The organism is Gallaecimonas pentaromativorans, from assembly GCF_003751625.1.
GTDB classification, from domain to species: Bacteria; Pseudomonadota; Gammaproteobacteria; order Enterobacterales; family Gallaecimonadaceae; genus Gallaecimonas; species Gallaecimonas pentaromativorans.
In genome coordinates, this window is the sequence record NZ_RJUL01000001.1 from 289,966 (window position 1) to 314,350 (window position 24,385).

General features: G+C 59.4%; 18 protein-coding genes. 8 read left to right on the top strand and 10 right to left on the bottom strand.

Translation table 11 applies throughout. The features are described 5' to 3' along the window. Positions 1-3: 3 nt before the first annotated feature. A complete protein-coding gene (locus tag EDC28_RS01350) occupies positions 4-996 on the bottom strand; it encodes a TRAP transporter substrate-binding protein (RefSeq protein ID WP_123420412.1) in 993 nt (330 codons plus the stop codon). A gap of 186 nt (positions 997-1,182) precedes the next feature. On the opposite strand from EDC28_RS01350, the gene EDC28_RS01355 reads away from it, so the two are divergent. The 3 genes from EDC28_RS01355 to EDC28_RS01365 are packed head-to-tail and all read left to right on the top strand — an operon-like array spanning position 1,183 to position 2,167. Further along, positions 1,183-1,545: a winged helix-turn-helix transcriptional regulator gene (locus EDC28_RS01355; RefSeq protein ID WP_050657866.1), complete on the top strand. Its 363-nt coding sequence runs from the start codon at positions 1,183-1,185 to the stop codon at positions 1,543-1,545. Continuing rightward, positions 1,545-1,964, top strand: a complete 420-nt coding sequence (locus EDC28_RS01360) for a secondary thiamine-phosphate synthase enzyme YjbQ (RefSeq protein ID WP_123420413.1) — start codon at positions 1,545-1,547, stop codon at positions 1,962-1,964. The genes EDC28_RS01355 and EDC28_RS01360 overlap by 1 nt, the downstream gene beginning before the upstream one ends. Positions 1,965-1,969: 5 nt before the next feature. Further along, entirely contained in the window at positions 1,970-2,167 is a 198-nt protein-coding gene (locus tag EDC28_RS01365; RefSeq protein ID WP_083445757.1) for a hypothetical protein, read from the top strand. Here the strand turns inward: EDC28_RS01365 and EDC28_RS01370 are convergent. The 3 genes from EDC28_RS01370 to dnaB form a co-directional block, all read right to left on the bottom strand. Next, positions 2,164-2,898: a hypothetical protein gene (locus EDC28_RS01370; RefSeq protein WP_148049776.1), complete on the bottom strand. Its 735-nt coding sequence runs from the start codon at positions 2,896-2,898 to the stop codon at positions 2,164-2,166. The two genes, EDC28_RS01365 and EDC28_RS01370, sit on opposite strands and share 4 nt — an antisense overlap. Before the next feature lie 197 nt (positions 2,899-3,095). After that, entirely contained in the window at positions 3,096-4,169 is a 1,074-nt protein-coding gene (alr, locus tag EDC28_RS01375) for an alanine racemase (protein WP_050657870.1), read from the bottom strand. 5 nt (positions 4,170-4,174) lie between these two features. Beyond that, complete coding sequence (gene dnaB / locus EDC28_RS01380; RefSeq protein WP_050657871.1) at positions 4,175-5,578, bottom strand: replicative DNA helicase; 1,404 nt, start codon at positions 5,576-5,578, stop codon at positions 4,175-4,177. Positions 5,579-5,655: 77 nt separating this feature from the next. On the opposite strand from dnaB, the gene EDC28_RS01385 reads away from it, so the two are divergent. The 5 genes from EDC28_RS01385 (at position 5,656) to EDC28_RS01405 (ending at position 15,496) form a co-directional block, all read left to right on the top strand. Further along, the gene (locus tag EDC28_RS01385; protein WP_050657872.1) at positions 5,656-6,639 is read left to right on the top strand and encodes a phospholipase A; all 984 of its coding nucleotides are present in this window, start codon (positions 5,656-5,658) and stop codon (positions 6,637-6,639) included. 43 nt (positions 6,640-6,682) lie between these two features. Beyond that, a complete protein-coding gene (locus EDC28_RS01390) occupies positions 6,683-8,845 on the top strand; it encodes a S46 family peptidase (RefSeq protein WP_123420415.1) in 2,163 nt (720 codons plus the stop codon). A 159-nt stretch (positions 8,846-9,004) separates the two neighbouring features. Further along, positions 9,005-11,080: an AsmA family protein gene (locus EDC28_RS01395; protein ID WP_170163991.1), complete on the top strand. Its 2,076-nt coding sequence runs from the start codon at positions 9,005-9,007 to the stop codon at positions 11,078-11,080. A 126-nt stretch (positions 11,081-11,206) separates the two neighbouring features. Further along, positions 11,207-13,528 carry a M48 family metallopeptidase gene (locus EDC28_RS01400; RefSeq protein WP_123420417.1) on the top strand — a complete coding sequence of 774 codons (2,322 nt, stop codon included), beginning with the start codon at positions 11,207-11,209 and terminating at the stop codon, positions 13,526-13,528. 267 nt (positions 13,529-13,795) lie between these two features. After that, the gene (locus EDC28_RS01405; RefSeq protein ID WP_123420418.1) at positions 13,796-15,496 is read left to right on the top strand and encodes a fibronectin type III domain-containing protein; all 1,701 of its coding nucleotides are present in this window, start codon (positions 13,796-13,798) and stop codon (positions 15,494-15,496) included. 59 nt (positions 15,497-15,555) lie between these two features. On the opposite strand, the gene EDC28_RS01410 is transcribed toward EDC28_RS01405, so the two are convergent. From EDC28_RS01410 to EDC28_RS01435, 6 genes are all read right to left on the bottom strand, one after another. Continuing rightward, the gene (locus tag EDC28_RS01410) at positions 15,556-16,044 is read right to left on the bottom strand and encodes a hypothetical protein (protein WP_123420419.1); all 489 of its coding nucleotides are present in this window, start codon (positions 16,042-16,044) and stop codon (positions 15,556-15,558) included. Beyond that, positions 16,041-20,408, bottom strand: a complete 4,368-nt coding sequence (locus tag EDC28_RS01415) for an RHS repeat-associated core domain-containing protein (protein ID WP_123420420.1) — start codon at positions 20,406-20,408, stop codon at positions 16,041-16,043. Before EDC28_RS01415 ends, EDC28_RS01410 begins: the two co-directional genes overlap by 4 nt. Position 20,409: 1 nt before the next feature. Then, entirely contained in the window at positions 20,410-21,099 is a 690-nt protein-coding gene (locus EDC28_RS01420; protein ID WP_123420421.1) for a hypothetical protein, read from the bottom strand. After that, positions 21,084-21,953, bottom strand: a complete 870-nt coding sequence (locus EDC28_RS01425) for a hypothetical protein (protein WP_123420422.1) — start codon at positions 21,951-21,953, stop codon at positions 21,084-21,086. The genes EDC28_RS01420 and EDC28_RS01425 overlap by 16 nt, the downstream gene beginning before the upstream one ends. After that, on the bottom strand, positions 21,953-23,758 hold the full coding sequence (locus EDC28_RS01430) for a type VI secretion system Vgr family protein (RefSeq protein WP_123420423.1): 1,806 nt from the start codon (positions 23,756-23,758) through the stop codon (positions 21,953-21,955). The genes EDC28_RS01425 and EDC28_RS01430 overlap by 1 nt, the downstream gene beginning before the upstream one ends. 84 nt (positions 23,759-23,842) lie before the next feature. Beyond that, positions 23,843-24,322 (bottom strand): Hcp family type VI secretion system effector, encoded by a 480-nt coding sequence (locus EDC28_RS01435; RefSeq protein WP_050657883.1) that lies wholly within the window; start codon positions 24,320-24,322, stop codon positions 23,843-23,845. Positions 24,323-24,385 lie beyond the last annotated feature (63 nt).

A 24,385-nucleotide genomic window follows, 5' to 3' on the forward strand; every position in this document is an offset into this window, starting at 1 on the left:
ACCTTATTTTGCGTCGTTGGCAGCCAGTGCAGCGTCGATGACATTGCTGCCGATCTCGCCTTCAAACTGCTTCCATACCGGCTTCATGGATTTCACCCACTTGGCGCGCTCTTCGGGAGTCAGTTCAATCACTTCAGAGGTTTTGGCGTCGATAACCGCCTGTTTGGCTTTTTGGTTCAGAGCCCAGGCCTCGGCGTTTACCTTGTCGGTGACTTCGCCCAGGATTTCGTCCAACTGGCTGCGGATATCGGCAGGCAGGCCATTCCAGAACTTGGTGTTGGTGATCACCATGTAGTCCAGCACGCCGTGGTTGGACTCGGTGATGTACTTCTGCACCTCGTTGAACTTCTGGGAATAGATATTGGACCAGGGGTTCTCCGCACCGTTAACCACGCCGGTTTGCAGGCCTTGGTACACCTCGGCAAAGCTCATTTTACGCGGGTTGGCGCGCACGGCTTTGAACTGGGCATCCAATACGTCAGAAGACTGTACGCGGAATTTCAGGCCGCGGGCATCGCGAGGCACACGCAGCGGCTTGTTGGCAGACAGCTGCTTCATGCCGTTGTGCCAGTAGGCCAGACCGGTGATGTTGTTGTTTTCCATGGATTTGAGCAGCTCTTTGCCGGTGGCGCTGTGCTGGAAACGGTCAACCGCATGGATGTCGTTGAACAGGAACGGCAGGTCAAATACCTGGAGTTTCTTGGTGTACTGGCCGAACTTGGCAAGGGAGGGGGCGATCATCTGCACGTCGCCGAGCAGCAGGGCTTCCATTTCCTTACCATCGCCATACAGGGAAGAGTTAGGGTAAACCTGTACTTCCACCTTGCCCTTCAGGCGCTCTTCCACCAGCTTTTTGAACAACAGCGCACCCTGGCCTTTAGGGGTGCTGTCCGCCACCACGTGGGAAAACTTGATGACGATAGGGTCTGCCGAGGCCATACCGGAGATACCGATAGCCAGGGCACACAGCAGTGCTTTAGCAGTGAATTTGAACATGAGGAGTCCTCTCATTGGTATGACCTGTGGGGCCACTTTTTTATCTGCAGGGCAACCAGTAAGTTACTTGGTTAACAAGATGGTAGCAGCACTTGGGAAGAGCGGATATTCGACCTTTGGTTAGCCATTTGCCATCCACGGCCATAAGGGTTTCAATATCGTCAAATCCCCGGCTGGCGGCTCCTGATGCCCAAAGAACAACCTTTTGTTTTTATCGAAACCTGCACCCCGCGCCGGGTGCTGGAATTGTTCAGCACCAAGTGGACCTCCATGGTGCTTTACGCCCTCAAAGGCGGGCGCCTTCGCACCGGCGAGCTGCAACGTTGCCTGCCCGGCATCAGCAAGAAAATGCTCACCCAGACCCTTCGCGAACTGGAAGCCGACGGCCTTATCGACCGCACCGTCTACCCCGAGGTGCCGCCCAGGGTGGAATATGACCTGACCGACACCGGCCGGCTCTTTATCGAGCCCATCGAAATGCTCTACGACTGGGGCCGGCGCCACGAGGGGCTACTGGGTAGCCTCAAGCTTCGAAGGGGCAAAAGCTGATGTGGCAGCAAAAGACCCTGGCCCTCGCCCCACGCCGACGCGGCTTTCACTTGATAACCGACGACATCCTGGCCGCCCTGCCAGAGCTTGCCCGGGTCAAAACCGGCCTGTTGCATGTGTTTATCCAGCACACCTCGGCCAGCCTGACCCTCAACGAAAACGCCGACCCAACGGTGCGGGGCGACATGGAGCGGCACATCAACGTGCTGGCCCCGGAGCGCGCCCCTTACTACCAGCACGACTACGAAGGCGACGACGACATGCCCGCCCACATCAAGGCCTCCTTGCTGGGCGCCAGCGTCAGTATTCCGGTGGCCGGAGGCCGCTTGCTGCTGGGCACCTGGCAGGGCATTTGGCTTGGGGAACACCGCGACCAGGGCGGTAGCCGCCGCCTGGTGCTGACGCTGCAAGGAGAATAAGCGCCATGGACTTTTCAAATCTCAATAAAAAGACCGCCAAGTCCTTTAATGACCAAAAGGCGCTGATTAAAAAGGTGATGGCAGGGCGCACTGTGCCCTGCCCTGTCTGCAAAGGCCCGCTGGTATTGCACCCACCGGGCAGTGCCAACCCCGGCATACGCTGCGCCAAGGGCTGCACCGATATTGCGCTGGAGTTCGATTAAATCTCTTTGCCTGCCGAATCGAGGTTGGCTCGGGAGACGTAGTAGAAAGTGCCGTCGGCAATTTTCAGGAACAGCGCCAGGTCATGGTGTTTTTCAAAACTTGCCACGGCCATTGCGTTACGACTTTGCAAAACCCCCATCTCGTTATTGCCGCCGGTGGCAATAATGGCCCGTACCGCACCCTCGTATTTTTTCAAGGCCGAGATACGCAGTTTGGCCATGTCATTGATAAGGGCCAACTGGGCAGGGGTGGCTTGGTTATCCACCGGCAGATAGGCGTCGCACAGGTTAATGCGGTACTGGCCGCATTGGCGTTTGGAGGTTTTCCCCCTGACAAACCACACATCGTCGATGCGATATTGGTCTGGCAGCCAGCGGGCAATGAGGGTAGCGCTCTGGGCATCAAAATCGCTAAACAGCGCCGTGAGAGCGGCGGCTTGATTGCTGACCCTTTGCTTTTCAGAGTCGCTGGTGGAGAAGCTGATAACGGCGGTATTGAGCGTCAATATCTGCTTTCTGGTCAGCCCATAGGCACCGTTGATAAAGCCGAAGAAGTAGTTGCGCTCGCCATCGGTTACCGGGGTGGTGTTGGACTCCAGATACATAGGTGCATAGGGGCCTTGCAGGGAAACAAAGTCGGGAAAGCTGAGCTCGTTGGCCATTTGCTCGGCCATGGGCCCCAGCCCCTGGGTGATGCGGTTCATTTCGGCCTTGTCGACCTTTGCGCCCACATTATCACCTGCGGCCTGCAACCCGAGCGACAGCCACAGCAGTGGTAAAGCCCATATCGCCTTGCTACCCATCTCGTTACTCCCTCTTCCTTGAAGACCAAGATTAATATATTGATTTAGCTTAAAAATAAAGTACTGCCGCATTTATTGGGATCAGGCTCACGCCATAAAAAAGCCCGCTTTCGCGGGCGTTTTTATTAGACGAATTCGTAGCGCACCCTTTGGGCGATATTGCATAAAAGCTCGTAGCTGATGGTGCCGGCGCACTCGGCCACTTCTTCTACCGGCACTTCTGAGCCCCACAGTTCTACTTCGTCCCCGACTTGGTCTTTGGCATTGGGGCCTAAGTCGACGGTGACCATGTCCATGGACACCCGGCCCACCAGCGGCACCTTGCGGCCACCGACAAAAAGCGGGGTGCCGCTTTTGGCGTGGCGCGGGTAGCCGTCGCCATAGCCCATGGCCACCACGCCAATCACGGTGTCTTGCGGGGCTCTCCAGGTGGCGCCGTACCCCACCGGCTCACCGGCCTTGTGGCGCTTGACCGAGATAAGGCTTGAGACCAGCCGCATGGCGGGTTTGAGCTGGTAATGGGCGGCACTCTCGCCAGCCATGGGGCTGGCGCCGTAAAGCATCAATCCGGGGCGCACCCAGTCAAAATGAGCTTGGGGCAGGCTTAAAATGGCGGCGGAAGCGGCCATGGACACCGGCCCTTGCCAGTGGCTGGCCAGCGGCAGGAACTGGTCAATCTGCTGCTGGTTAAGGGGGTGGCCTTTTTCGTCGGCACAGGCGAAATGGCTGATAAGCCCCACCGGCGGCGCCACCTTGCCGGTGGCCAGCAGGGCGTCGAGGTAGGCCGGCACCTCGGCAGGGGCCAGGCCAATACGGTGCATGCCGCTGTCGACTTTGATCCAGGCACTAATGGGCCCTGGCATCACCACCGAGCGCAGCATCTCCAATTGGGCCTGGGTGTGAAACACCGCTTGCACCCCTTCGCTGGCCATCACCGGCAGATCGGAGGCGTTAAAGCAGCCTTCAAGCATCACCAGCGGTTGGCGAATGCCGGCGGCGCGCAGCGCCAGGGCCTCGTTGAGGCGGGCTACCGCAAAGGCGTCGGCCTGGCCAAGGGCCTTGGCCACTTCCACCTGGTTATGGCCGTAGCCATTGGCTTTTAGCACCGCCAGCACCTTTGCGTTGGGGGCGTGGCGGCGCACCACAGCAAAATTGTGGCGAAGGGCCTTGGTATCAATCACAGCGGTAGCGACTTTCATGGCGCTTAGTAATCGTCCTCGAAGGCAGGGCCGGCGTAGTTGTCAAACCGCGAGAAATGGCCCGAGAAGGTCAGCCGCACCCGGCCTATGGGGCCGTTCCGCTGCTTACCGATAATGATTTCTGCCGTGCCTTTGTCGGTGGTCTCCGGGTTATAGACCTCGTCCCGGTAGATGAACATGATAAGGTCGGCGTCCTGCTCGATAGAGCCCGATTCCCGAAGGTCCGAGTTTACCGGGCGTTTGTCGGCGCGCTGCTCCAAGGAGCGGTTGAGCTGCGACAGGGCAATCACCGGGCATTCCAGCTCCTTGGCCAGGGCCTTTAACGAGCGGGAGATCTCGGCGATTTCCAGGGTCCGGTTGTCCTGCATGCCGGGCACCGTCATCAGCTGCAGGTAGTCCACCATGATAAGGGACACGCCACCGTGCTCACGGGCAATACGCCGGGCACGGGAGCGCACTTCGGTGGGGGTCAGGCCCGACGAATCATCGATGTACATGCGGCCCTTTTCCATCAGCAGCCCCATGGTGGAGCTAAGCCGCGCCCAGTCGTCGTCGTCCAGTTGGCCGGTACGGATCTTGGTCTGATCGATGCGACCCAAAGAGGCCAGCATACGCATCATGATCTGCTCGGAGGGCATCTCCAGGGAGTAGATCAACACCGGTTTGTCCTGGGTCATGGCCGCGTATTCGGCCAGGTTCATGGCAAAGGTGGTTTTACCCATGGACGGACGGGCGGCCACGATAATGAGGTCTGACGACTGAAGCCCCGCTGTCATTTTGTCGAGATCTTGGAACCCGGACGACACCCCCGTTACGCCGTCGTGGGGCTGGCCGAACAGTTTTTCGATACGGTCGACGGTTTTTTCGAGGATGCGCTTGATGTCCTGGGGGCCTTCGTTGGCGTTGGCGCGGCTCTCGGCAATCTTAAAGACCTTGCTCTCGGCCATGTCCAGCAGCTCTTCGGTGCTGCGGCCCTGGGGGTCGAACCCGGACTCGGCTATCTCATTGGCAACGCCAATCATCTCCCGCACCACCGCCCGCTCGCGGACGATCTCTGCGTAGGCGTGGATGTTGGCGGCGCTGGGGGTGTTGCGGGCAATTTCGCCCAAATAGGCAAAACCGCCGGCTTCTTCGAGGCAGTTTTCCCGCTCCATTTGCTCGGAGACGGTGATCAAATCCAGCGGCTTGTTCACCGCCATCAACTGCACCATGGCCTTGAAGATGAGCCGGTGAGCGCGGGAGTAGAAATCCTGCTCCACCACGGCTTCCGCTACCCTGTCCCAGGCCTGATTGTCCAGCAGCAGGCCGCCAAGCACGCTTTGCTCGGCCTCCAGGGAATGTGGGGGAACCTTGAGGGCGGCGACCTTGGAGTCACCTTCCTTATTGAAAGCTTTGCGCTTTTCGGCCATGACGTCAGTATCAGTTCAATCAAAGGCCCATTATTATGGGGCTAAAGCTCCTGAACCTAAAGACTCACGGAAGAACCATGATCAAAGCCTGTGTTTTTGCCCTTTTGCTGCCGGTTGCCGCCACCGCCGCCGACAACCCTAAAAACGAAACCCAGACCAAGACTCAAAAGGAACCGGCCACCACCAAACCGGTGGAAAACGAATCCGACATCGCCGTTGAGCCGCCCCAGCCTGAGTCTATCGAGGAGCGCGCCAAGAAAGATGACGGCCTGGTGGAGCAGCGGGTCAACCGCGAGAAGAGCACCGCCGAAAACCCCTTTGTCATTACCCCGCACCAGCCCAACTACATGCTGCCGGTGTACTACCGCAAAGACCCCAAGCCCAACTCCTACCCCGGTGAGCTGGAAAACGACGAAAACCTCGACGACGTGGAATTTAAATTCCAGCTCAGCCTGAAGTTCCCGCTGGCCTTCAAGATGTTTGGCGGCGACAACAGCCTGTGGGTGGCCTACACCCAGCAATCTTACTGGCAGGCTTATAACTCCGGGCTCTCCTCGCCGTTTCGCGAGACCAACTACGAGCCGGAAATTTTCATGAGCTTCAACGTCTCCGACGACTGGTTCGGCATCAAGCCCAAGTACATCAACGTTGGCGCCGTGCATCAGTCCAACGGCCACTCTGACCCTTACTCGCGCTCCTGGAACCGCATCTACGCCAGCTTTATCTTCGAGACCGACAACGCCGTGTTCCAGGTCAAACCCTGGTACCGCATCCCCGAGAACCGCGAAGACGACAACAACCCCGATATCGAAAAATACCTGGGCTACGGCGAATTTACCGGGGTCTACGTGATGGGTAACTACAGTGTCGACTTCATGCTGCGCAACAACCTGCGTGGCAGCGACAACAAAGGGGCCCTGCAACTGGGCTTTACCTTCCCCCTTTGGGGCAAATTGCGGGGCTATGTGCAGTACTTTAATGGCTATGGCGAGTCACTCATCGACTATAACCATGCAACTCAAAGCATTGGCACCGGGATCATGCTGACCAACTGGCTGTAAGCCACTACACTGGCGACATTCTGAATCAGGCAAGGATATCGCCATGAAAACCAAGCTGTTAGCGGCCAGTGCCCTGGCTCTTTTCAGCCTTTGCAGCCAGGCCAACGAAGGCCAATGGCAACCGGCCCAGTTGGCACAGCTGGGCCAACAACTGGATGCAGTGGGCATCCGCCTCGATGCCCAGCAGCTCGCCAATCCCCTGGATTTCCCCCTCAATGCGGTGATCTCCATGGGCTATTGCTCCGGCGCCTTTGTCTCCCCCAATGGCCTTATTCTCACCAACCACCACTGTGGTTACGGGATGATCCAGCACAACTCCACGGCTGCCAACAACCTGATTGAAAAGGGCTTTATTGCCAAGGCCTATGCCGAAGAGCTGCCCGGCGGCCCCCAGGAGCGGATTTACGTGACCCGCGCCATCGACGATGTCACCCAAGCGGTACTGGCCAAGGTGGGGCAGCAAACCGGCAAGGCCCGCTTTGACGCTATTGAAGAGGCCAGCAAAGCCCTTATCAAGGACTGCGAGACCGACGCCTTTACCCGCTGCCAGGTGCGAAGCTTCCACGGCGGCCTCTCCTACCAGCGCATTACCCAGACCATGTTCAAAGACGTGCGCCTGGTGTACGCGCCTCCGGAGGCCATAGGTAAATTTGGCGGCGACACCGACAACTTCGAATGGCCCCGCCACACCGGCGATTTCTCGGTGCTACGGGTCTATGTGGGCCCCGACGGCAAGCCTGCCGAATACAGCCCCGACAACAAGCCTTATCATTCCAAGCATTTCCTGCACATCAACGCCCAGGGCGTACGTGAAGGTGACGGCATTTTGCTGGCAGGCTACCCGGGCTCTACCTCCCGCTACCGCCTGGCCTCGGAAGTCAACTTTGCCAAAAACTGGACCTACCCCACCCAGGCCGCCGACTACCGCCAGACTCTGGCCATCATCAACCAGCAAAGCCAGGGCCACCCCGAATGGGCCGTGGCTTACGCCAGCACCGTGGCGAGCTTTAACAACCGCATGAAAAAGCTCGAAGGGCTGATAGACGGCTTTAAACAAACCGATATCGCCGCCATCAAGGCCCAAAAGGAAGCGGCCCTGCCCAGTAAAGCCCACCTTGAGGCCCTGGAAAGCGCCTTGAAAAAGGCCCAGCCCCAGTGGCAGCGCCAGTGGTACCAGGCCCTGAGCCACCAGTCGGCGCTGCTGGATGCCACCATACGCCTCTATCGCAACGCCCTGGAGCGCCAAAAGCCCGATGCCGACCGTAAAGCCGGCTTTCAAGACCGCGACCAGGCCATGCTCAAAGCCGGCCTTGAGCGCCTGCAAAGCCGCTTTGTGCCCCCAATCGACCAGGCCATCTGGCAAGCCAAGCTCGGCCACTATCTGGCCAGCGACTACCGCGACCCGGCTCTGGATGCCGTGCTGCCGCTAGCAAACGGCAAACCGGCTCTTGACGCCCTTTACCAGTACACCGCACTGCTTGATGCCAAGGCCCGGCTGGCGCTGCTGGATATGAACGCCGCTGCCTTTGCAAAAAGCCAGGACCCAATGGTGAAACTGGCGGTCGCCCTCACCCCGCAAGTGATCGCCGCCGAAGACCAAGAAGAGGCCCTGGACGGTGAGCTCTCGGCGCTGCGCCCGGCCTACATGCAGGACATCATTGCCTACAACGAGGCCCGCGGCCTGCCGGTGTACCCCGATGCCAACAGCACCTTGCGGGTGACCTTCGGTACCGTGGCCGGTTACCAGCCCCGCGACGCCGTCTACTACGGCCCCTTCACCTCGGTGGATGGCATCTTGCAAAAAGAGCAGGACAGCGGCGAGTTTGCGGTGCCAGAGGCCCTCAAAGCCGCCATCAAAGACCGGCGCTTTGGCCAGTTCGAGCGCGATACCCTGTCGCCCAAGCCAGCCTGGTACTGCACCTTGCTGCCCTGCCCGGCAGTTAAACCCTTTAACTCGGTGCCGGTGGCGTTTTTGTCCAGCGCCGACACCACCGGCGGCAATTCCGGCTCGCCGGTGATGGACGGCCAGGGCCGCCTGGTGGGCCTGAACTTCGACTCCACTTATGAGTCCATCACCAAGGACTGGTACTTCAACCCGCAGATAACCCGCGCCATTCACGTGGATATGCGTTACGTGCTGTGGCTGCTCGAATCGGTGTACCCGGCCCCCAACCTCTTGGACGAAATGGTGATAGAACGCGAGTAACGGCGCTGTCAACAAGCCGTTGGATAATCTATCGAAACACATTAAAGCCTTGATTCAGCCTGCTTTTGGCAGGCTCAATTGCTAACTTATATCCTAAGTTGAATGCCACAGGCTCCCGGCCGACCCCGGCGCTGGTATGAGCGGAGCAAAGGAGAACACATGAAAGCAGGCAAGATCCTGGCGATAGTGGTGGGGGTTGTTCTGGTGCTGGTTATCGCCCTGGTGGGCTTTATCCTCAGCATCGACCCCAACAGCTACAAGGGCGAGATCCAAAAGGCCGTGCAGGAAAACACCGGCCGCGAGCTCAAGCTCGATGGCGACCTGGGCTGGACCTTCTTCCCATCCATTGGCCTTTCCATCGAAAAGGCTGCCGTGTCCGAGCCTGACGGCTTTGCCAAAGGCACCACCGCCCAGATTGGCGACGCGAAAGTGTCGGTCAAACTGATGCCGCTGCTCTCAGGCAATGTGGAAGTGAACGGCGTGACCCTGAGCGACGTGGTGGTGAACATCAAGCCGGCCGACACCGCCCAGGCCACCCAGCCCGAGGCAAAACCCGACGCCCAAACCGCCCCCGGCGCCCCGGACTTAAGCGCGCTGAAAAAGCTCAACCTCGGCAGCATTGCGCTTAACAATATTCAGGTCAACATGCTGGATGCCAAGGGTAAAACCACCCAGCAACTGGTGCTGGATGAAATGACCCTGGACGGCTTTGCCCCTGGCGGCGACTCCAGCCTGCATGCCCGCTTGCACACCCTCGGTGCCCAGCAGGCCGTGGCCACCCTGGACGCCCAGGTGAAATTCAACGACCAGCTCACCGCCATTACCCTGCCGCGCCTGGCCGCCACGGTGAAGCTCTCCGGCGACGGTTTTGCCAAGCCCATCGAGACCCAATTTGCCTCCAAGGGCGAGCTGAACCTGGCCGCTGGCACCCTGACCATGGACAGCCTGCAGCTGGACCTGGGCAACCTGGTACTGACCGGCAAGCTGGCCGCCAAATCCCTGTTTGCCGACCCCATGGCAAGCGGTAGCCTGAAAATCGAGAAAACCGACCTGCGCGGCCTGGCCGAGCGCTTAGGCATTGCCCTGCCCGAACGTGCCGACAACAGTACCCTCTCGGACTTTGCCCTGGGCTTTGACTGGCAATACGGGCAGAAAAAAGCGGCCCTGACCAACCTGGCCGGTAACCTGGACCAAACCAAAATCAGTGGTTCGGCCAAGGTAGACGTGGCCACCGCCGTGCCCGATTTGGCCCTGACCCTGGCCCTGGATAAATTCGACGCCGACCGCTACCTGCCGCCAGAGGCCGACAAACCCGCTACCGCCAACGCCCCAGCCGAGACCGCCGGCCCGCAAATCGAGCCGGACCTTTCGGCCCTGCGCGGCTTTAAGGCCAGCGCCGATTTCAGCCTCGGCGCCCTGACCATCAAGCACGTCAAGATGCAGGACATCAGCCTCAAGGCCAGCAACGACCGTGGCCAGCTGGCCCTGGCCCCGCTCAGCGCCAAGCTCTACAGCGGCGCCATCAAGCTCAGCGCCCAGCTCGACGCCCGCAAACAACCGGCGCGCCTGGCGGTACAAAACGAGCTGAGCGGCGTGCAGATTGAGCCGCTGCTTAAAGACTTTATGCAGTCTGACAAGCCGCTTTTGGCCGGTACCACCAGTACCAAAGCCAGCATCACCGCCATTGGCCTGACCCCCAACAGCATCACCGAGAGCCTCAACGGCAGCGCCGACTTCCAGTTCCGCGACGGCGCCGTGTATGGCATCAACGTGGCCCATGAGCTGCGCAAAGCCGGTGCCATCCTCAAGGGCCAAAGCGCCCCGCAAGAGGACTCCAAGAAGACCGACTTTGCCGAGTTGTCCGGCTCTGCCACCTTCAAGGACGGCAAGATGAACAACCCGGATCTGCTGCTGTCTTCGCCGCTGCTGCGGGTAACCGGCGCCGGTGACATTGATCTCCCCAAGAAGACCCTGGACTACGCCGTGGCCGCCAAAGTGGTGGGCACCCTCAAGGGCCAGGACGGCAAATCCATGGATGAGCTCAACGGCATTACCCTGCCCATCAAGATCACCGGCAGCTTCGACGATCCCAAGGTCCGCCCGGACATGGACGCACTGTTAAAAGGCAAGGCCAAGGAAAAACTCGACGCAGAAAAGGACAAGGTCAAAGACAAGCTCAAGGACAAACTGGGCGAAAAGCTCGGCGACTTGTTCAAGAAAAAAGAAGGCAACTGACAAAAGGCCCCGAAAGGGGCCTTTTTTTGCTTTAGGGCCTGGGCCAGCGCGCTGTTCGCCATTCCATGCAGGCCCCGCCACTGCTAGTATTGGGCGTTATTTACTCATCCAAGGAAGGAGTCGTAGATGGCGCAGCACGCCCTCTATCCTGCCGGCCCGGCCAAGGTGCCGGCTGACCTCACCAAACCCCGCCGTTCCTACCGGCGCCAGGCCCTGCTGGCCATGCTGGGGCTGACCCTCTTTATGCTGGGCTACATCGCCCTTGGGATCTGCTTTGGCATGGTTAGTGTCAGGGGCATCGAGCACCTGATGGAGCGCTTTGACTGGGTGCGGCTGCTGGTCACGGTGTGCGCCTCGCTGCTCACCCTCTTTATGGCCAAATCCCTGCTCACAGTGCGAAAAGGCGGCAACCCCGGCGGCATCGAAGTGAGTGCCGAGCAGCAGCCGGAGCTGTTTGCTTTTGTCCATCAGTTGGCCGACGACATCGGCGCGCCCCGCCCGCACCGGGTATTTTTAACCCCTGAGGTGAACGCGGCGGTGTTTTACGACTTGTCGCTGATGAACCTGCTGCTGCCGTCGAAAAAGAACCTCATCATCGGCCTTGGGCTGGTGAACGTGCTGAGCCTGGGGGAGCTCAAAGCGGTACTGGCCCACGAGTTCGGCCACTTTGCCCAGCGCTCCATGATGGTGGGCCGCTGGGTGTACATTGCCCAGCAGATCATCGGCCATATGGTCAGCACCCGCGATTGGCTGGATAAGATCATCAGCTTTATCAGCCGCACCGATCCGCGCATCGCCTGGGTTGGCTGGCTGCTGGGGTTGGCTTTCTGGTCCATCCGAGCGGTAATGGACAGCCTGTTCCGGCTGGTGCTGATGGCCGAGCGCGCCCTCAGCCGGGAAATGGAATTTAACGCCGATCTGGTGGCGGTGTCGGTGACCGGCAGCGACGCCCTGGTCAACGCCCTGCACAAACTCCAGGCCGCCGACCACGGCTGGCAAACCGCCATTGATGTAGCCCGCAGCGAAGCCGGCAGAGGCAAACGCCTGGGGGACTTGTTCAGCGCCCAGCACATCACCCTGGACGCCATGCGCACCGTGCTGGACGACCCCGGCTACGGCAAGCCCCCCGCCGCCGAGGAAGGCTGCGACCCAGCCCAACACCGGGTCTTTGATGAAGACATGGCCCGGCCGCCACAGATGTGGGCCAGCCACCCGGCCAACCGCGACCGGGAAGACAACGCCAAGGCCTGTTATATCGCCGCCGACATCGACCATCGCTCAGCCTGGGTGCTGTTTAGCGAGCCTGAGGCGCTGCGCCAGCAGCTAAGCCGCGATTTCTACAACCCCGAAAAGCGTGACGAGCTGGAGCCGGTAGCAGAGCAAGACGCCGTGATGCGCCGCTTTAGCCGCCAGTCTCTGCACCCGCGCTACCGGGGCAACTACCTGGACCGCGACCTGATGCGCAACTTCGCCTCCCTGGACGAACTGCTGCAAACCGGCGCCGAGCCCGCTGAACCAGGCGCGGCCCTGGCCAGCCTCTACCCGCAAAGCCTGAAGGAAGATCTCGCCTCAGCCCGCAACCTGGATATCGAGATTGCCACCTTAAAGGCCTTGCAGCGGGGCGAGTTGCAGCCCTCGGGCGGGGTGATCCGCCACCGCGGCGAGGAAATCAAAAAAGACGACATCCCGCGGGTGCTAAAAGCCCTGGCCGCCGAGCACCAGCAGTTGGCCCACGGCCTCAAGGAGCACGATGCCCTGTGCCACCGCTCACACCTGCAAGCCGCCGCCAGCCTTGGCCAGGGCTGGGAGCCCTACCTCAAGGGCCTGTTGGGGCTGCTGCACGCCTGCGAGCACATGGCGGCGGTGGTGCGTAACGAACAAGCCCTGCTGGCCAATACCTGGCTGGTGATCACCGCCGACGGCCAGGTGGGGTATTTTGAGAAAAAACGCATGCTCAAGGTGGCCACCAGCGTTGGCGCCGTAATGGAAACCATCAACCAGGCCATGGCCGAGATGGTGCCCACCCAAAAGCTGCTGGCCCACTTCGAGATTGAGAACTGGCGCGACTCCTTCCCCGAATTTGGGCTAGTGGCCGTGGACAAACACAACTGGGGCGAGTGGTGCCCAGCGGCCCATGAGCGCATGGACAGCATCGCCGGGGCGCTGGAATACATTCGCGACCTGCTGCTGGACGACCTTATCGAGGCCGAAGGCCAAGTAGAACAAATGGCAGCCGGCGAGCTTGAGAGTAGAGCCGCGCCAACAGCTCCGGCAGCGCCGCCCAGCTACCCGGTGCTGATGCCGGGCAGCGAACACCAGTTGCAGCGGCGCCTGGACCTTTGGAACCGCTTCCAGTTGGCCCATGGCACCCTGCCTACCCTGGCAAGGCTGTTGGTGTCCATCGCCATTGTGGGCGGCACCCTCTATGGCGGCTGGGTACTTGCCTGAGTGAAAACGGCGGCCCAGGCCGCCGTTTTTTATCCCCTCCCCACCCTCGGCAGAGACAAATTATTCAGATGCGGCACCTTTGGCCATCTTGCCCCTGCTCATTCAGACAGGCTGACAAAAGTTCATACAATAACCAGCCGTATTCTCCTTCTGGCACCCCAAGGTGCCCGCCGCGCGGACAAGGAAACCGCGACGCCGAACATTGATGTTGTCTGCCCGGCCCCTGCCAGGAGGGTCACAGGCCTGGGCGAACTGAAGGAGAATTCCATGGGAACCCGTATCTGCGTGCTGGCCCTGGGGCTGATTGCCCTGTCGGCCCAGGCCGCTACCAACAGGCCAGACGGCTACACCACCATTTGTAAAAGCGACGAGAGCTGCTCGGTAAGCCAGGCCACCAACGTTGCCTTTGGCGCATCGGGGCAGTTTGTCTACAAGGTGCTTAATGGCAGCTTTGTGTGCAGCGTTGCCACCTTCGGCAGCGACCCCATTCCCAGCAAGAGCGTCAAGGAATGCTCAATACCCAGCGGCGGCTCCAGCGGTGGCGGTAGTGATGGCGGCAGCGCTGATGCCAGCATTACCTTAAGCGGCAGCGCCGGCGACGGCCAGGTGACACTCAACTGGACAGACCCAGGCAACGGCTCAAGCTACCAGGTGTATTACGACACCGACAGCGATCCGGCCGGGCGCACCCGCTTAGCTACCCTCGCCTCCACCGTACACAGCTACACCGCCACCAATCTGGCCAACCAGACCCCTTACTGGTTCTGGATAAAATTCACCCAGAGCGACGGCAGCAGCGACAACTCCAATGCCTTTAGCGCCACCCCCAGCGCCTCGGCGCCGGTAGACCCGGACGCCACCGTGGTCAATAGCGCCAGCGCCCTGCTCTCGGCTATCGCCTCGGCCTCGGCTGGCGACACCATCTATCTTCGCGGCGGCACCTATGCCTTTGGCGACCCCATCGACCTTGACCAAAGCGGCACCGCCTCAAGCCCCATCACCTTGAGTAAATACCCCGGTGACAGCCGGCCCCGGCTCAACTTCTCGGCCATGGCAGAAAGCGGCAGCAACCGCGGCATTGAGCTTCGCGGCAACTACTGGAGCATCTACGGTATCGACGTGGAGTACGCCGGCGACAACGGCATGCACATCACCGGCTCCTACAACACCGTGGAGTTCGCCACCTTCTCCCATAACGCCGACACCGGCCTGCAACTGGACAGCGGCGCCAGCCACAACCTCATTAAAAACGTGGACTCGTTCTACAACGCCGACTCGTCATTGGAAAACGCCGACGGCTTTGCCGCCAAACTGGGGGTGGGTGACGGCAACAAGTTCTACGGCTGCCGTGCCTGGAACAACCTCGACGACGGTTACGACGGCTATCTGCGCGGCGCCGACAATGTCACCACCACCTACGAGAACTCCTGGGCCATCCGTAACGGCTACCAGGAAAACGGCTCGGCCAGCGGCGGCGACGGCAACGGCTTTAAAACCGGCGGCAGCGACGACAAGGCCCTCAAGCACAACGCCGTCTATATCAACGCCATTGCCGCCGGTAACGCCGTGGACGGCTTCGACCACAACTCCAACCGCGGCGACATCACCATCTACAACAGCATCGGTTACGCCAACGGCCGCAACTTCGGCTTCTCGAGCACCAATGCCGCCAACAAGCTCACTATCAAAAACAGCATCTCGCTGGACGGCAACTCGTCTGACAGCCTTAAAGCCAGCAGCACCAACATCAGCTACAACAGCTGGCAAAACAACCTGTCGGCCAGTTCCAGTGATTTTCACAGCATGGATATCGACGAATTGATCGGCCCCCGCAAAGCCGACGGCAGCCTGCCCGACGTGCAGTTCTTCCACTTGGTAAACGGCTCCGACCTTATCGACGCCGGCACCAACGTCGGCCAGGACTACCAAGGCAGCGCCCCGGATATCGGCGCGTTTGAAGCGCAGTAATTTATATAAAAATCCCCACGACCATATCACCATGTCGTGGGGATTTTTCATCTGAGACATTAGGGAATTTTAATTCCCCAATCAACACCATAGTCTCTTTCCAATATTCTCATTCCAGAGACCGTAAGTTTATATGATTTATCATAGAGAAGATCACCCTTGTCAATTTCCAAAGAGTGCAAATCATCACCATTTAACAAAAAACTATTACCTAAATCCTTGGAGATAGAATCTATTGCGATAAAAACATCAGTCTCTTTATTTTTCTCATTTATCACATGAACATAAAAACATTGAATTGCACAAAATAGCCCAAGTGAATTTTCATTAGCGACTTTTACAAGTTCATGTTCAAAGATGCTTTTAAAGTAAACACCATGCTCTCTAATTAAAGGATAAATATATTTTATGAGTAGTTGATCGTGATCTGTCGGTCGCATCTCTGAATTTATATCAATTGGCGTAGCAATTGGAAAAAGTTCTCCACGCAGAACCTTTCCAAGTTCACCTTTAATAGCCAAATTATAAATATCTTCTTTTATACTCATTGATATATATCCACAATATCACTATTACTGGGAGATGGAATTGGATCCATTATCATTTCAGGCATACCTTTACCACCTTTCGTGTTCAAAGTGTACCCTCCAGGCACCCACAGAGGGTTTGCACCGCTCTCTCTGCCGGTAGCAAATCTCAAATTTAAACTTTCCGGATCCTTAACTACCGTTCTGACCATTCCACCTTGGGACGCAAATGTTCCTGAGTCAAAGCCCAGTGTAGACTCCATTACTTTGGGATCGTTGGTAGCATGCAAATCATCGATAAGTCCTCCTGGTGACATAAAGACACCATCCGGACGACCAAATGGGAGACCAGCATCGATGTTTCTTTTGTTATATTTTTCGAAGCTATTTTTCGCATCAACTCTAGCGCTTTCCGGAAGAAACATGCTTTTATGAGATTCAGCAAAGTCAGGATTTAGATAAGTCGATGGTTCAGGTCTTGAGTTTTTCTCTGATAAATAAACTTCATTATAAATATCCTCAACTGGTTTATTAAATGCGTTTGAGAGATTATTGTTCTCAACATGTTCGATGAACTGTTCTTTAGTGACGGGCCGTGCATAGTCATTCCAATGGCTATCCACACCATTTGGCAAAGGTGAATATACACCACCAATCTGTTTCTCAAATTCCTCATAGGATGGAGTTTTGAAATCTTTTAATGTTCGATCAGCTTTACCTAACTTACCAAGTTTTCCGGCTTTGCCACCTGGCATCAAATCAAGTGCGCTGGTTGGAGCAACGGCAGCTACAACCGCATAGGTCACGCCTAGCAACGGTATCTTCCAATCTTGACCTTCGGCGACAGCATCTGCCCCCATATCATCTAGTTTTGACTGAACTTCACTTTGTAACTCAGCTAAAGGCGGGATAGTTGTCTTATCGTCGACCCAAGCAAGAGCTTCAAGAGCCCCGTCCTTCATTTCTCCCAGAGCATCCATAACTGGGGATTCATCACAGAGTCCCAATATATCAACGAAGTCAACCGGATTGCGGGTATAACGATAGCTATTCAGGCCGCCTTTTAAACCCAAAGGATCGGGGGTGAGGTAGCGGCCGGTCTTGGGGTCGTAATCGCGAAAGCGGTTGAAGTAAAGGCCGGTAAGCTCGTCTTCAAACTGGCCGGGCAGACGCAGGGGTTGGTGGATATCCCCTTCGCACTGGTAGTTACCCCAGGCATCGCTTTGGGCCTTCCAGGCGCACTGGCCTTGGCTGTCCCAAAGGCGGATGGGGGCTTTGCGCCAGTCCAGTTCGTAAAAATACACCTCGCCGTTATGGATGGTCAGCAGCGGCTCTTGGGTTTGCGGGTCGCGGATAAACCACTGCCAGCGGCCATTACGCTGCTCGCCAAGGAGGTTGTCTCCTTGCCAGAGGTAATTAACGGTGCCGTCTGGCCCTTTGCGCCAGGCCCGGCGATTAAGGGCGTCGTAGCCGTAGCGAAGCTGCAAGCCGCCCCGGTTAAAGGCAATAAGGCCACCTTCGGCGTCGAAGTAGCGCGATTCGTCCCGCTCGCCGCGCAGCTCTACCTCGGCGCCCAGGGCGTCGTAGCGGCGCCAGGCGCTCTCGGTGCGCAGCAGCCGGTCTTTACCCAGTTGGTCTTGGTCGCTGCGGCGGTTGCCCCCTTCGTCGTAACGAAAGTGGATATCGCCGTCGCTTATCAACTGGCCAACGCTGTCGCGCTCAAAGCGGGTTTCCCCGGTGTCGGAGTCTTCCAACTCTTCAAGGCGCGATTCGGCGTCCCAGCTGTAGCGGCGTAGGTGGCTTTGCTGGCCCTGCCAGCGGCGGTTTACCAGCCGGTCGTGGCGGTCAAACACCTGGCTTTGCTGGTTGTTGAGCGCCTGGCGATTTTGCTCGCGGCCGCTGTCGTCAAAGCTGCGGGTTAGCACCGTTTCGCCGTTTACCTGCACCTGGCACCAGCGCTCGCCTTCAAAGGCAAAGGCGATTTGGGTGCCGTCCGGCAGGCTAAGGCGTTGCAACTGGTTACCATGACCATAACCAAAGCCGACGCTGTGGCCGTCTTGGTCGTGGCGCACCATGCGCCCCTGGCTGTCGTAGCGCCAGGCCAGGCGCCGCCCTTCACAAGCGGCGGTGACCATGCGGCCAAGGTGGTCGTAACGGAATTGCTTGGCCACCGGCTGGCGGCCCTTGCCTTGGGAATTTTGGCGAGTGACCCGGCCACCGGCGTCCCGTTTTAAGTGCTGGACCCAGTCACCACTTTGCTCGCGGTGGACGATTTGGCCGTTGGCGTCATAGCGAAAACGAATGTCTCGGCCATCCGGCGCTGCCACCCGGTCAACCTGGCCGAGGGCGTCGTAGCCCAGCTGCCAGCGGCCACCGTCGGGGCGCACCAAGTCCACCAGGCGGCGGGCCTTGTCGTAGCTGTAGTGCACGGTTTTGCCGTCGGGGCGGATGTAACGCAGCGGCCGTTCGCGGCCGTCGTATTCAAAGCGGTGCACCTGGCCGAGGGCGTTTTCAAAGCGGCTTAAGCGCCCGGCGCTGTCGTAACCAAAGTGCCAGCTTTGTTGCTGGGCAGGGGCGTTCTCGGGGAACTGATGGCTAGCCACCAGCTTGTCGCCGTCGTACTGGTATTGGGTGACCAGATCGTGCACTAGTTGGCCGGCAGGGCGGCCCAAATCGTCATAGGCAAAGCGGCGCAGGTGGCGGTTTTTCTCGACCGCCAGGGGCTGGCCCTTGGCATCCAAACCATAGCGCTCCACCCGGCCATCGTCGCACTGGGCTTGTTGCAGCCAACCGGCGTCGTTGTAGTGATATTGCCATTGGCTGCCGTCGGGGCGGCGCTCGCTTAAAAGGCGCCCGATACCGTCGACTTTGCGCTCGATAAAGCGGCCGTCCGGCAAGGTTTCGGCGATGCAGATGCCCAGGCCGTTAAAGACCCGGCGATGGCGGCGGCCATCGGGCTGCCAGTCACACACCGGCAGCCCGCGGCGGTCAAAGTCGTAACGCCAGGCGCGGCCGTCCGGCAGGCGGTGGCGGCGCAGCCGACCTTGGGTGTCGTAGGTCCATTGATGTTCGCCGCCATCAGGGCCACGGCGGGCGGTGATGCGCCCGGCGTTGTCGTAGCGGTACAGCCATTGGTGGCCAAAGGCATCGGTGACGCGGGTCTGGCGATTAAGGGTGTCGTATTCGAAGGCGTAATCGTCGGAGCCGTCTTCGCCGCGGGTACGGATGCAGCGGGCGCCAGGGCCGGTGCCCTGCCAGTCCAGCAAGAAGCGGTAACCAGAGGCGAGGCGACGCTCGCTCAACAAATGCCCACGGTACCGGTACTGCTCGCTGAGCTTTTGGCTGCGCGCTTCGCTGAGATTGGCGTTGTCGTCGTAATGGTAATGGGCCAGAGCCAGGGTTTTCTTGCCCTGTTTAAGGCCAATGCTGGCCAGGTGGCTATCTTGCCAGCCCAGCACCAGACGCCGCTCCGGGGCTACGTCGATGGCCGACAACCGGCCTTTGTTGTCGTAATAAAACAGCCAGCAATGGCCTTGCAGGTTGTGGATGGCATCCACCCGCCATTGCCCTCGGCCGTGGGGCAAGAATACCCACACCAGGCCGCCGGGCTCGGTCAGCACCATGCGCCCGTCGGCCTTGTGCTCAAGACGATGGCCGGTGGCGGCCTGCCAGCCCACTTCCTTGGGTTTTAAATGCGGGAATCGCAGCTGACGGCCTTCGTGGTCGAGCAGGTAGGCGTGGTCGTCGTCCTGCCACAAGGGGCGCAGCAGATCGCAATACCAGCCATAGCCCAGGCCGCTGTCGCGCTCGCAAAGGCTGGAGCGGTACCAGCGCTTCAGCGCCAGTGGCATCGGCCCTTGGATCTCAAAATCAATCAGTTGCAGCAGCTCTTCGCCGCTGGCCGGGGCCACCGGATCGCCCAGGGTCTGGGCATCGGCGGCATCAGGGGCCGGGGCATCGCCACTGGCACCTTTGGACTGCGCCGCGCCGCCATTGCTGCCGGCACCGGCCTGGCTGGCACCGCTATTGGCGCGGGAGCTGTCGGAGCCGCCGTCGGCATCGGCGCCAGCCGGGGCTTCGGGTACATTGGGCAGGGGCAGGCGCCAGGCTTCCAACTCGCCTTGGGCCAGGGCATTGGCCAGCACCGAATAAGCCTGGGAAGGAGACTGGGCGCTCTTGTCGAGCTTGAGCATCTTCATCACCTTCGAGAAATCGTCCAGATTCTCGTCGGCGGTGATCATGAAGGTGGTGTGCAGCCAATCCATCCAGGCCAGGACGTCATCGTCCGGCACCATGACCTGGTTGCCCACGCCACCGTTGCCGGGCAGTGCCAGCATCACATCACAGCCGTGAGCCTGGATTTCGACGGAACTGATCGTACTCATGCTATCCTTCGCTACCTTGCCACCGCACTACGGCCAACCCCATCATGGGGCTGTCATCCAATTCCACGACAACAGCATCTCCCTGCCATTGCCCCCAAGCCAGCCCCTGCGCCATCCAGGCCCAGGTAAAAAGCGCGCCGGCGGTTTCAAGCGCCATGCCCGCCTCGGCAAACTGCCAGGGCACGTCGCTACCGGTCCAGCCCGCCATCTCGCCGAAAAACGGCATCAACCGCTCCAGGCGATTGTCGGCCCCCGAGCCCGGCATCAGCACCGCCGCCGGTTGCGGGCAATGCTGGCGAGCCCGGCGCAGCACCGGGCCAAAATCCGGGTTGGCGTCCCAGCGCCCGTCCATCAGCAGCTCCCGGCAAACAATGCCTTCGGCCGCCGGGGTGATATCGAGCGCCAAGACTCCTTGCCGGTGCGGGGCGATAACCCTGGCCCCTTCGCCGGATTTTTGTAGTTGGCTAAGCACCAGCGCCAACCCGGCCCGGCCCCGGGCCAATTGCGCCTGGGGCGGCACCGGCCTTTGGTCGCCATAGGCCAGCAGATACCAGTTGAGCTTGTCAGCGCAAAGCAGCGACTCGGGCGCCGTTGGCGCCGGGGCATCCTCTGGCATGGGCGCCATGCCGGCCAGCAGCGCCTCGGCGCTCACGCCGGCCAGCTCGCCACTGAGGCTCAGTTGCCAAGGCATAACCGCCCCCCAAACAGCGACCAAGGCGCGCCCCGGCCGTCTCGCCCCACCAGAGCCCACAGCCGCTGGCGAAACTTCAAGGTCAATTGCGCCGGCGCCAGTTTCAGCCAGTCCCCTTCCAGGGCCTGGCCCCAACATTGGCGCTCGGCAATACGTTTGTTGTCACCGCCGGTGAGATACAGCTGATTTTCCATAACCACCTCACTCAGTTGCGGTTGGCGAAGGGTGCCAAGCCAGGGCAGGAACCGGCCCAGATGGCTGCGCCCCATCAGCTCCACCAGGGTGACTTCGTCCACCTGCGGCGCCAGGGCATTGATGCTGGCCACCACTTCGGCCTCGCTGGCCTGCTGCCACAGCGGCGGCAGCCAGTATTGCCACTGGTGCCCGGCGCAAAGCGCCCAGAGCGCAGGGACCAACTTGCCCAGCTGTTCGCCCCGGGTGGCCAGCAGCCAATCCTGCCAGGGCCCTTCCAGGGGCTTTTGCCTGAGCCAACAGGCTCTGGCCTGTAACCAGCCGCCATCGCCCTTGGGCATCGGCAGGGCCGGGTAACAGGCTGCCAGCCACCAGGCCAGCGGTTGCCCTTGGTCAATAGCGCACAGGGCTTGATGCAGCCGCGAAAGCTCGCCGGGCCAGAGGCAATCTCGCCCCTCAACCACCACCATCGCCTCCAGCGGGTCTGCCGCCTCGGCCAACAGCGTTGCCGCACTGAGCCCCGGCAAGCTCACCGGCCCCAGCTGCCCCTGGGCCAACTCGCCCAAAAAACGCCGGTCCAGTTGTTTTAATACCCCCAGATCGGCTTCGTGACTGGCCAGAACGGCTTTTCTCTGGGCAAAGAAACGGGCCAGGGCTTCCATCAGTTGAGCTTGATCTGCGAGCCTTTGAGGGTGATCACCGAGCCCTTGATGCTGATCTCACCAGAGCTTTTCATCTCGATTTTGGCGCCGCCGCACTTGAGGGTAATGGAGGTGCCGCCGTCCAAGGTGATGGTCTTGGCCACGGTGATTTTCTGGTCGCCGTCGATTTTCACGGTCTGGTTGTTGGTAACGTTCAGGCTGTCGTCGTTCAGTACCTTGCCGCTGCGATCGTTTTTGATCTCAAAAATTTGATCGTTCTTGATCAGCAGCTTCATGTCCTTTTCGGCCTGGACGTTGACCAGCTCCTTGCCCTTGGTGTCGTCGAACTGCAACTCGTTGTAGTTGCTGGCGCCACCTTTGACGGTCTGGGTCTTGATGCCGTAACGGTTTTTGCCGTCACCGTCGGTGCTGTACGGCAGGTTATGGGTGCCGTTGTAGACGGCGCCGGTGACCAAAGGCTGGTCCGGGTCGCCGTTTAAAAAGGCGATCACCACCTCTTCGCCGACCCGCGGGATAAACTGGGCACCGAAACCGGCGCCGGCCCATGGGTGGGCAACCCGCACGTAGCAGGAGCTTTCGTCGTTGTTCTTGCCTTCACGGTCCCAGTGGAACTGCACCTTGATGCGCCCGTCCTTGTCGACGTGAATTTCCTCGCCGCTCTTGCCGGTAACGGTGGCGGTTTGGATGCCGGGGATCAGCGGCTTGGCGCGGCGTTTGGGCACGATGTCCTTGTCGCCGGGCATGCACTGGAAGGCGTTGGCAAACTGGAAGGCGTTGGCACCGCTGGCGCCGTCGCTGTTGAGCGGCACCCGGGCGGTGAGGGTCATCTCGACGATGTTGAACTCGTTGGGCGAGGGGATTTTGTCCTCGTGCTCTTTAAAGCCGAAGCTAAGGCCCACACCCAAAGAGCGCAGGTCGCTACGCGCCTCGATAAGGCTGGTGTCGTTGATTTGCGCGCTAAGATGCTGCTTGGCGCGGCTTTTACTCTCCAGGGCGCGGTTTTCCTCGCCGTGGTAGTAGAAGGCCTCTTGCTTGCCAAACTTGTCGCCGGCCGGTTTGCCGTCGGTCTTTTCATCCACCCGGTCATTAGGGGCCGAGTAGTTATAGGCGCGGTCCAGCCACTTGGCGGTGGCGGCCTGGCTGCTCACCAGCCAGCGGCTGATGTGGGCTTCGCCTTTTTTCTTGGTGCGAAAAATCACTTCTTTTTCCGCCGCCGGCTCAAAGGCCTTGGCGGAGCTGGCGATCACCAGCTTGTGGCTGCCCTTTGCGTGCTTGAAGAAGAAAAACAGGCCGTCGTTGGCCAGAATGCGGCACACAAAGTCCCAGTCCGACTCCTGGTACTGCACGCAGTACGGCAGGGTGTAGGGGGAAAAAGACTTCAATGACTCTTCGATGGCCTGGCTGTGTTCACCCAGCACCTTCTTGGCAATATCCACCGAGGTCATGTTCTGAAATACCCGGCAGTTGACGCGGCGGGTGGCGGACCAGGCGCGGGGTACTATAACCGCCTGATAACGCTGGCCTTCGTCGCTGTGCTGGGCTTTGCCAAGCTCGCTGATGCTGAGCACATGGCCGTTGAAATAGCGCTCTTTGGCCCCCGCTTTATCGCCAAGGCCGAGGCTGACAGTCACATTCTCTCCGACCAGGCTATCGAGATCGCTGATACGGGAGTTTGCAAAAAAGCCCACCTGGATGTTGAACAGTCGCGAGAGTCCCTCGCTGACATCAAGTCGTTCCAACACCAGGGCGTCCTGCCCAAGCGGTGACTGGATCTTAAGAAAATGATGTTGCAGTTCCTTGCCCATGTTTCTCTACACCATCCAAGTGTTTGAAAATCAAAGATGGGGAGGGCCTGAACCCTCCCCAAGGGGACATCAGGGCAGTAAGCCTTACAGCTTCTGACCTTTGACGCCGCTGTAGCCATAGACCAGAGGGGCCTGGGCAGCGTTTTTGTCGTCGGTAGGAGTCACGGTCATTACCATTTCGGTGTAGGAAATGGTCACGGTTTCAACCGGACGGTCACCAGCAACAGACAGGGAGTAGTTGGAGATCATGGCGTCGGTCAGTTCGATCTTCATGATCTCTTCGATCTTCTCGCCCTGCTTGGTCATGTGGAAAACGGCTTTTTTGCCTTTACCGATGGTGGCTTCTTTGAAGAAGTCAGGGGAAGCTTTGTCCTGCAGTTTGGTGATGGTGATATCGCCCAGACGGGTAGCAGAAGCTTCACGGTCCATGGCGGTACCGGTGTAAGCGCTGATTTCACGGTGTACGTTGAAGTCCATAGACAGGACAGTGACCATGTCCTTGTACTGTTCTGCTGTGGCTTCGCCCTTGATACCTTCGTAGTTCAGGTAAGTATTGGCTTGCATGGTATAGCTCCTTTCGATTGCGAGTTACGTCCTGTAACGAGGACAAGTTTACCCAGCCCGGCC

Coding starts and splice junctions, on each gene's coding strand:
- EDC28_RS01390 (WP_123420415.1), top strand. CDS start 6,683: ATGAAAACCAAGCTGTTAGCGGCCAGTGCCCTGGCTCTTTTCAGCCTT.
- EDC28_RS01400 (WP_123420417.1), top strand. CDS start 11,207: ATGGCGCAGCACGCCCTCTATCCTGCCGGCCCGGCCAAGGTGCCGGCT.
- EDC28_RS01365 (WP_083445757.1), top strand. CDS start 1,970: ATGGACTTTTCAAATCTCAATAAAAAGACCGCCAAGTCCTTTAATGAC.
- EDC28_RS01350 (WP_123420412.1), bottom strand. CDS start 996: ATGTTCAAATTCACTGCTAAAGCACTGCTGTGTGCCCTGGCTATCGGT.
- EDC28_RS01420 (WP_123420421.1), bottom strand. CDS start 21,099: ATGCCTTGGCAACTGAGCCTCAGTGGCGAGCTGGCCGGCGTGAGCGCC.
- EDC28_RS01435 (WP_050657883.1), bottom strand. CDS start 24,322: ATGCAAGCCAATACTTACCTGAACTACGAAGGTATCAAGGGCGAAGCC.
- EDC28_RS01405 (WP_123420418.1), top strand. CDS start 13,796: ATGGGAACCCGTATCTGCGTGCTGGCCCTGGGGCTGATTGCCCTGTCG.
- EDC28_RS01355 (WP_050657866.1), top strand. CDS start 1,183: ATGCCCAAAGAACAACCTTTTGTTTTTATCGAAACCTGCACCCCGCGC.
- EDC28_RS01430 (WP_123420423.1), bottom strand. CDS start 23,758: ATGGGCAAGGAACTGCAACATCATTTTCTTAAGATCCAGTCACCGCTT.
- EDC28_RS01395 (WP_170163991.1), top strand. CDS start 9,005: ATGAAAGCAGGCAAGATCCTGGCGATAGTGGTGGGGGTTGTTCTGGTG.
- alr (WP_050657870.1), bottom strand. CDS start 4,169: ATGAAAGTCGCTACCGCTGTGATTGATACCAAGGCCCTTCGCCACAAT.
- dnaB (WP_050657871.1), bottom strand. CDS start 5,578: ATGGCCGAAAAGCGCAAAGCTTTCAATAAGGAAGGTGACTCCAAGGTC.
- EDC28_RS01360 (WP_123420413.1), top strand. CDS start 1,545: ATGTGGCAGCAAAAGACCCTGGCCCTCGCCCCACGCCGACGCGGCTTT.
- EDC28_RS01410 (WP_123420419.1), bottom strand. CDS start 16,044: ATGAGTATAAAAGAAGATATTTATAATTTGGCTATTAAAGGTGAACTT.
- EDC28_RS01425 (WP_123420422.1), bottom strand. CDS start 21,953: ATGGAAGCCCTGGCCCGTTTCTTTGCCCAGAGAAAAGCCGTTCTGGCC.
- EDC28_RS01415 (WP_123420420.1), bottom strand. CDS start 20,408: ATGAGTACGATCAGTTCCGTCGAAATCCAGGCTCACGGCTGTGATGTG.
- EDC28_RS01385 (WP_050657872.1), top strand. CDS start 5,656: ATGATCAAAGCCTGTGTTTTTGCCCTTTTGCTGCCGGTTGCCGCCACC.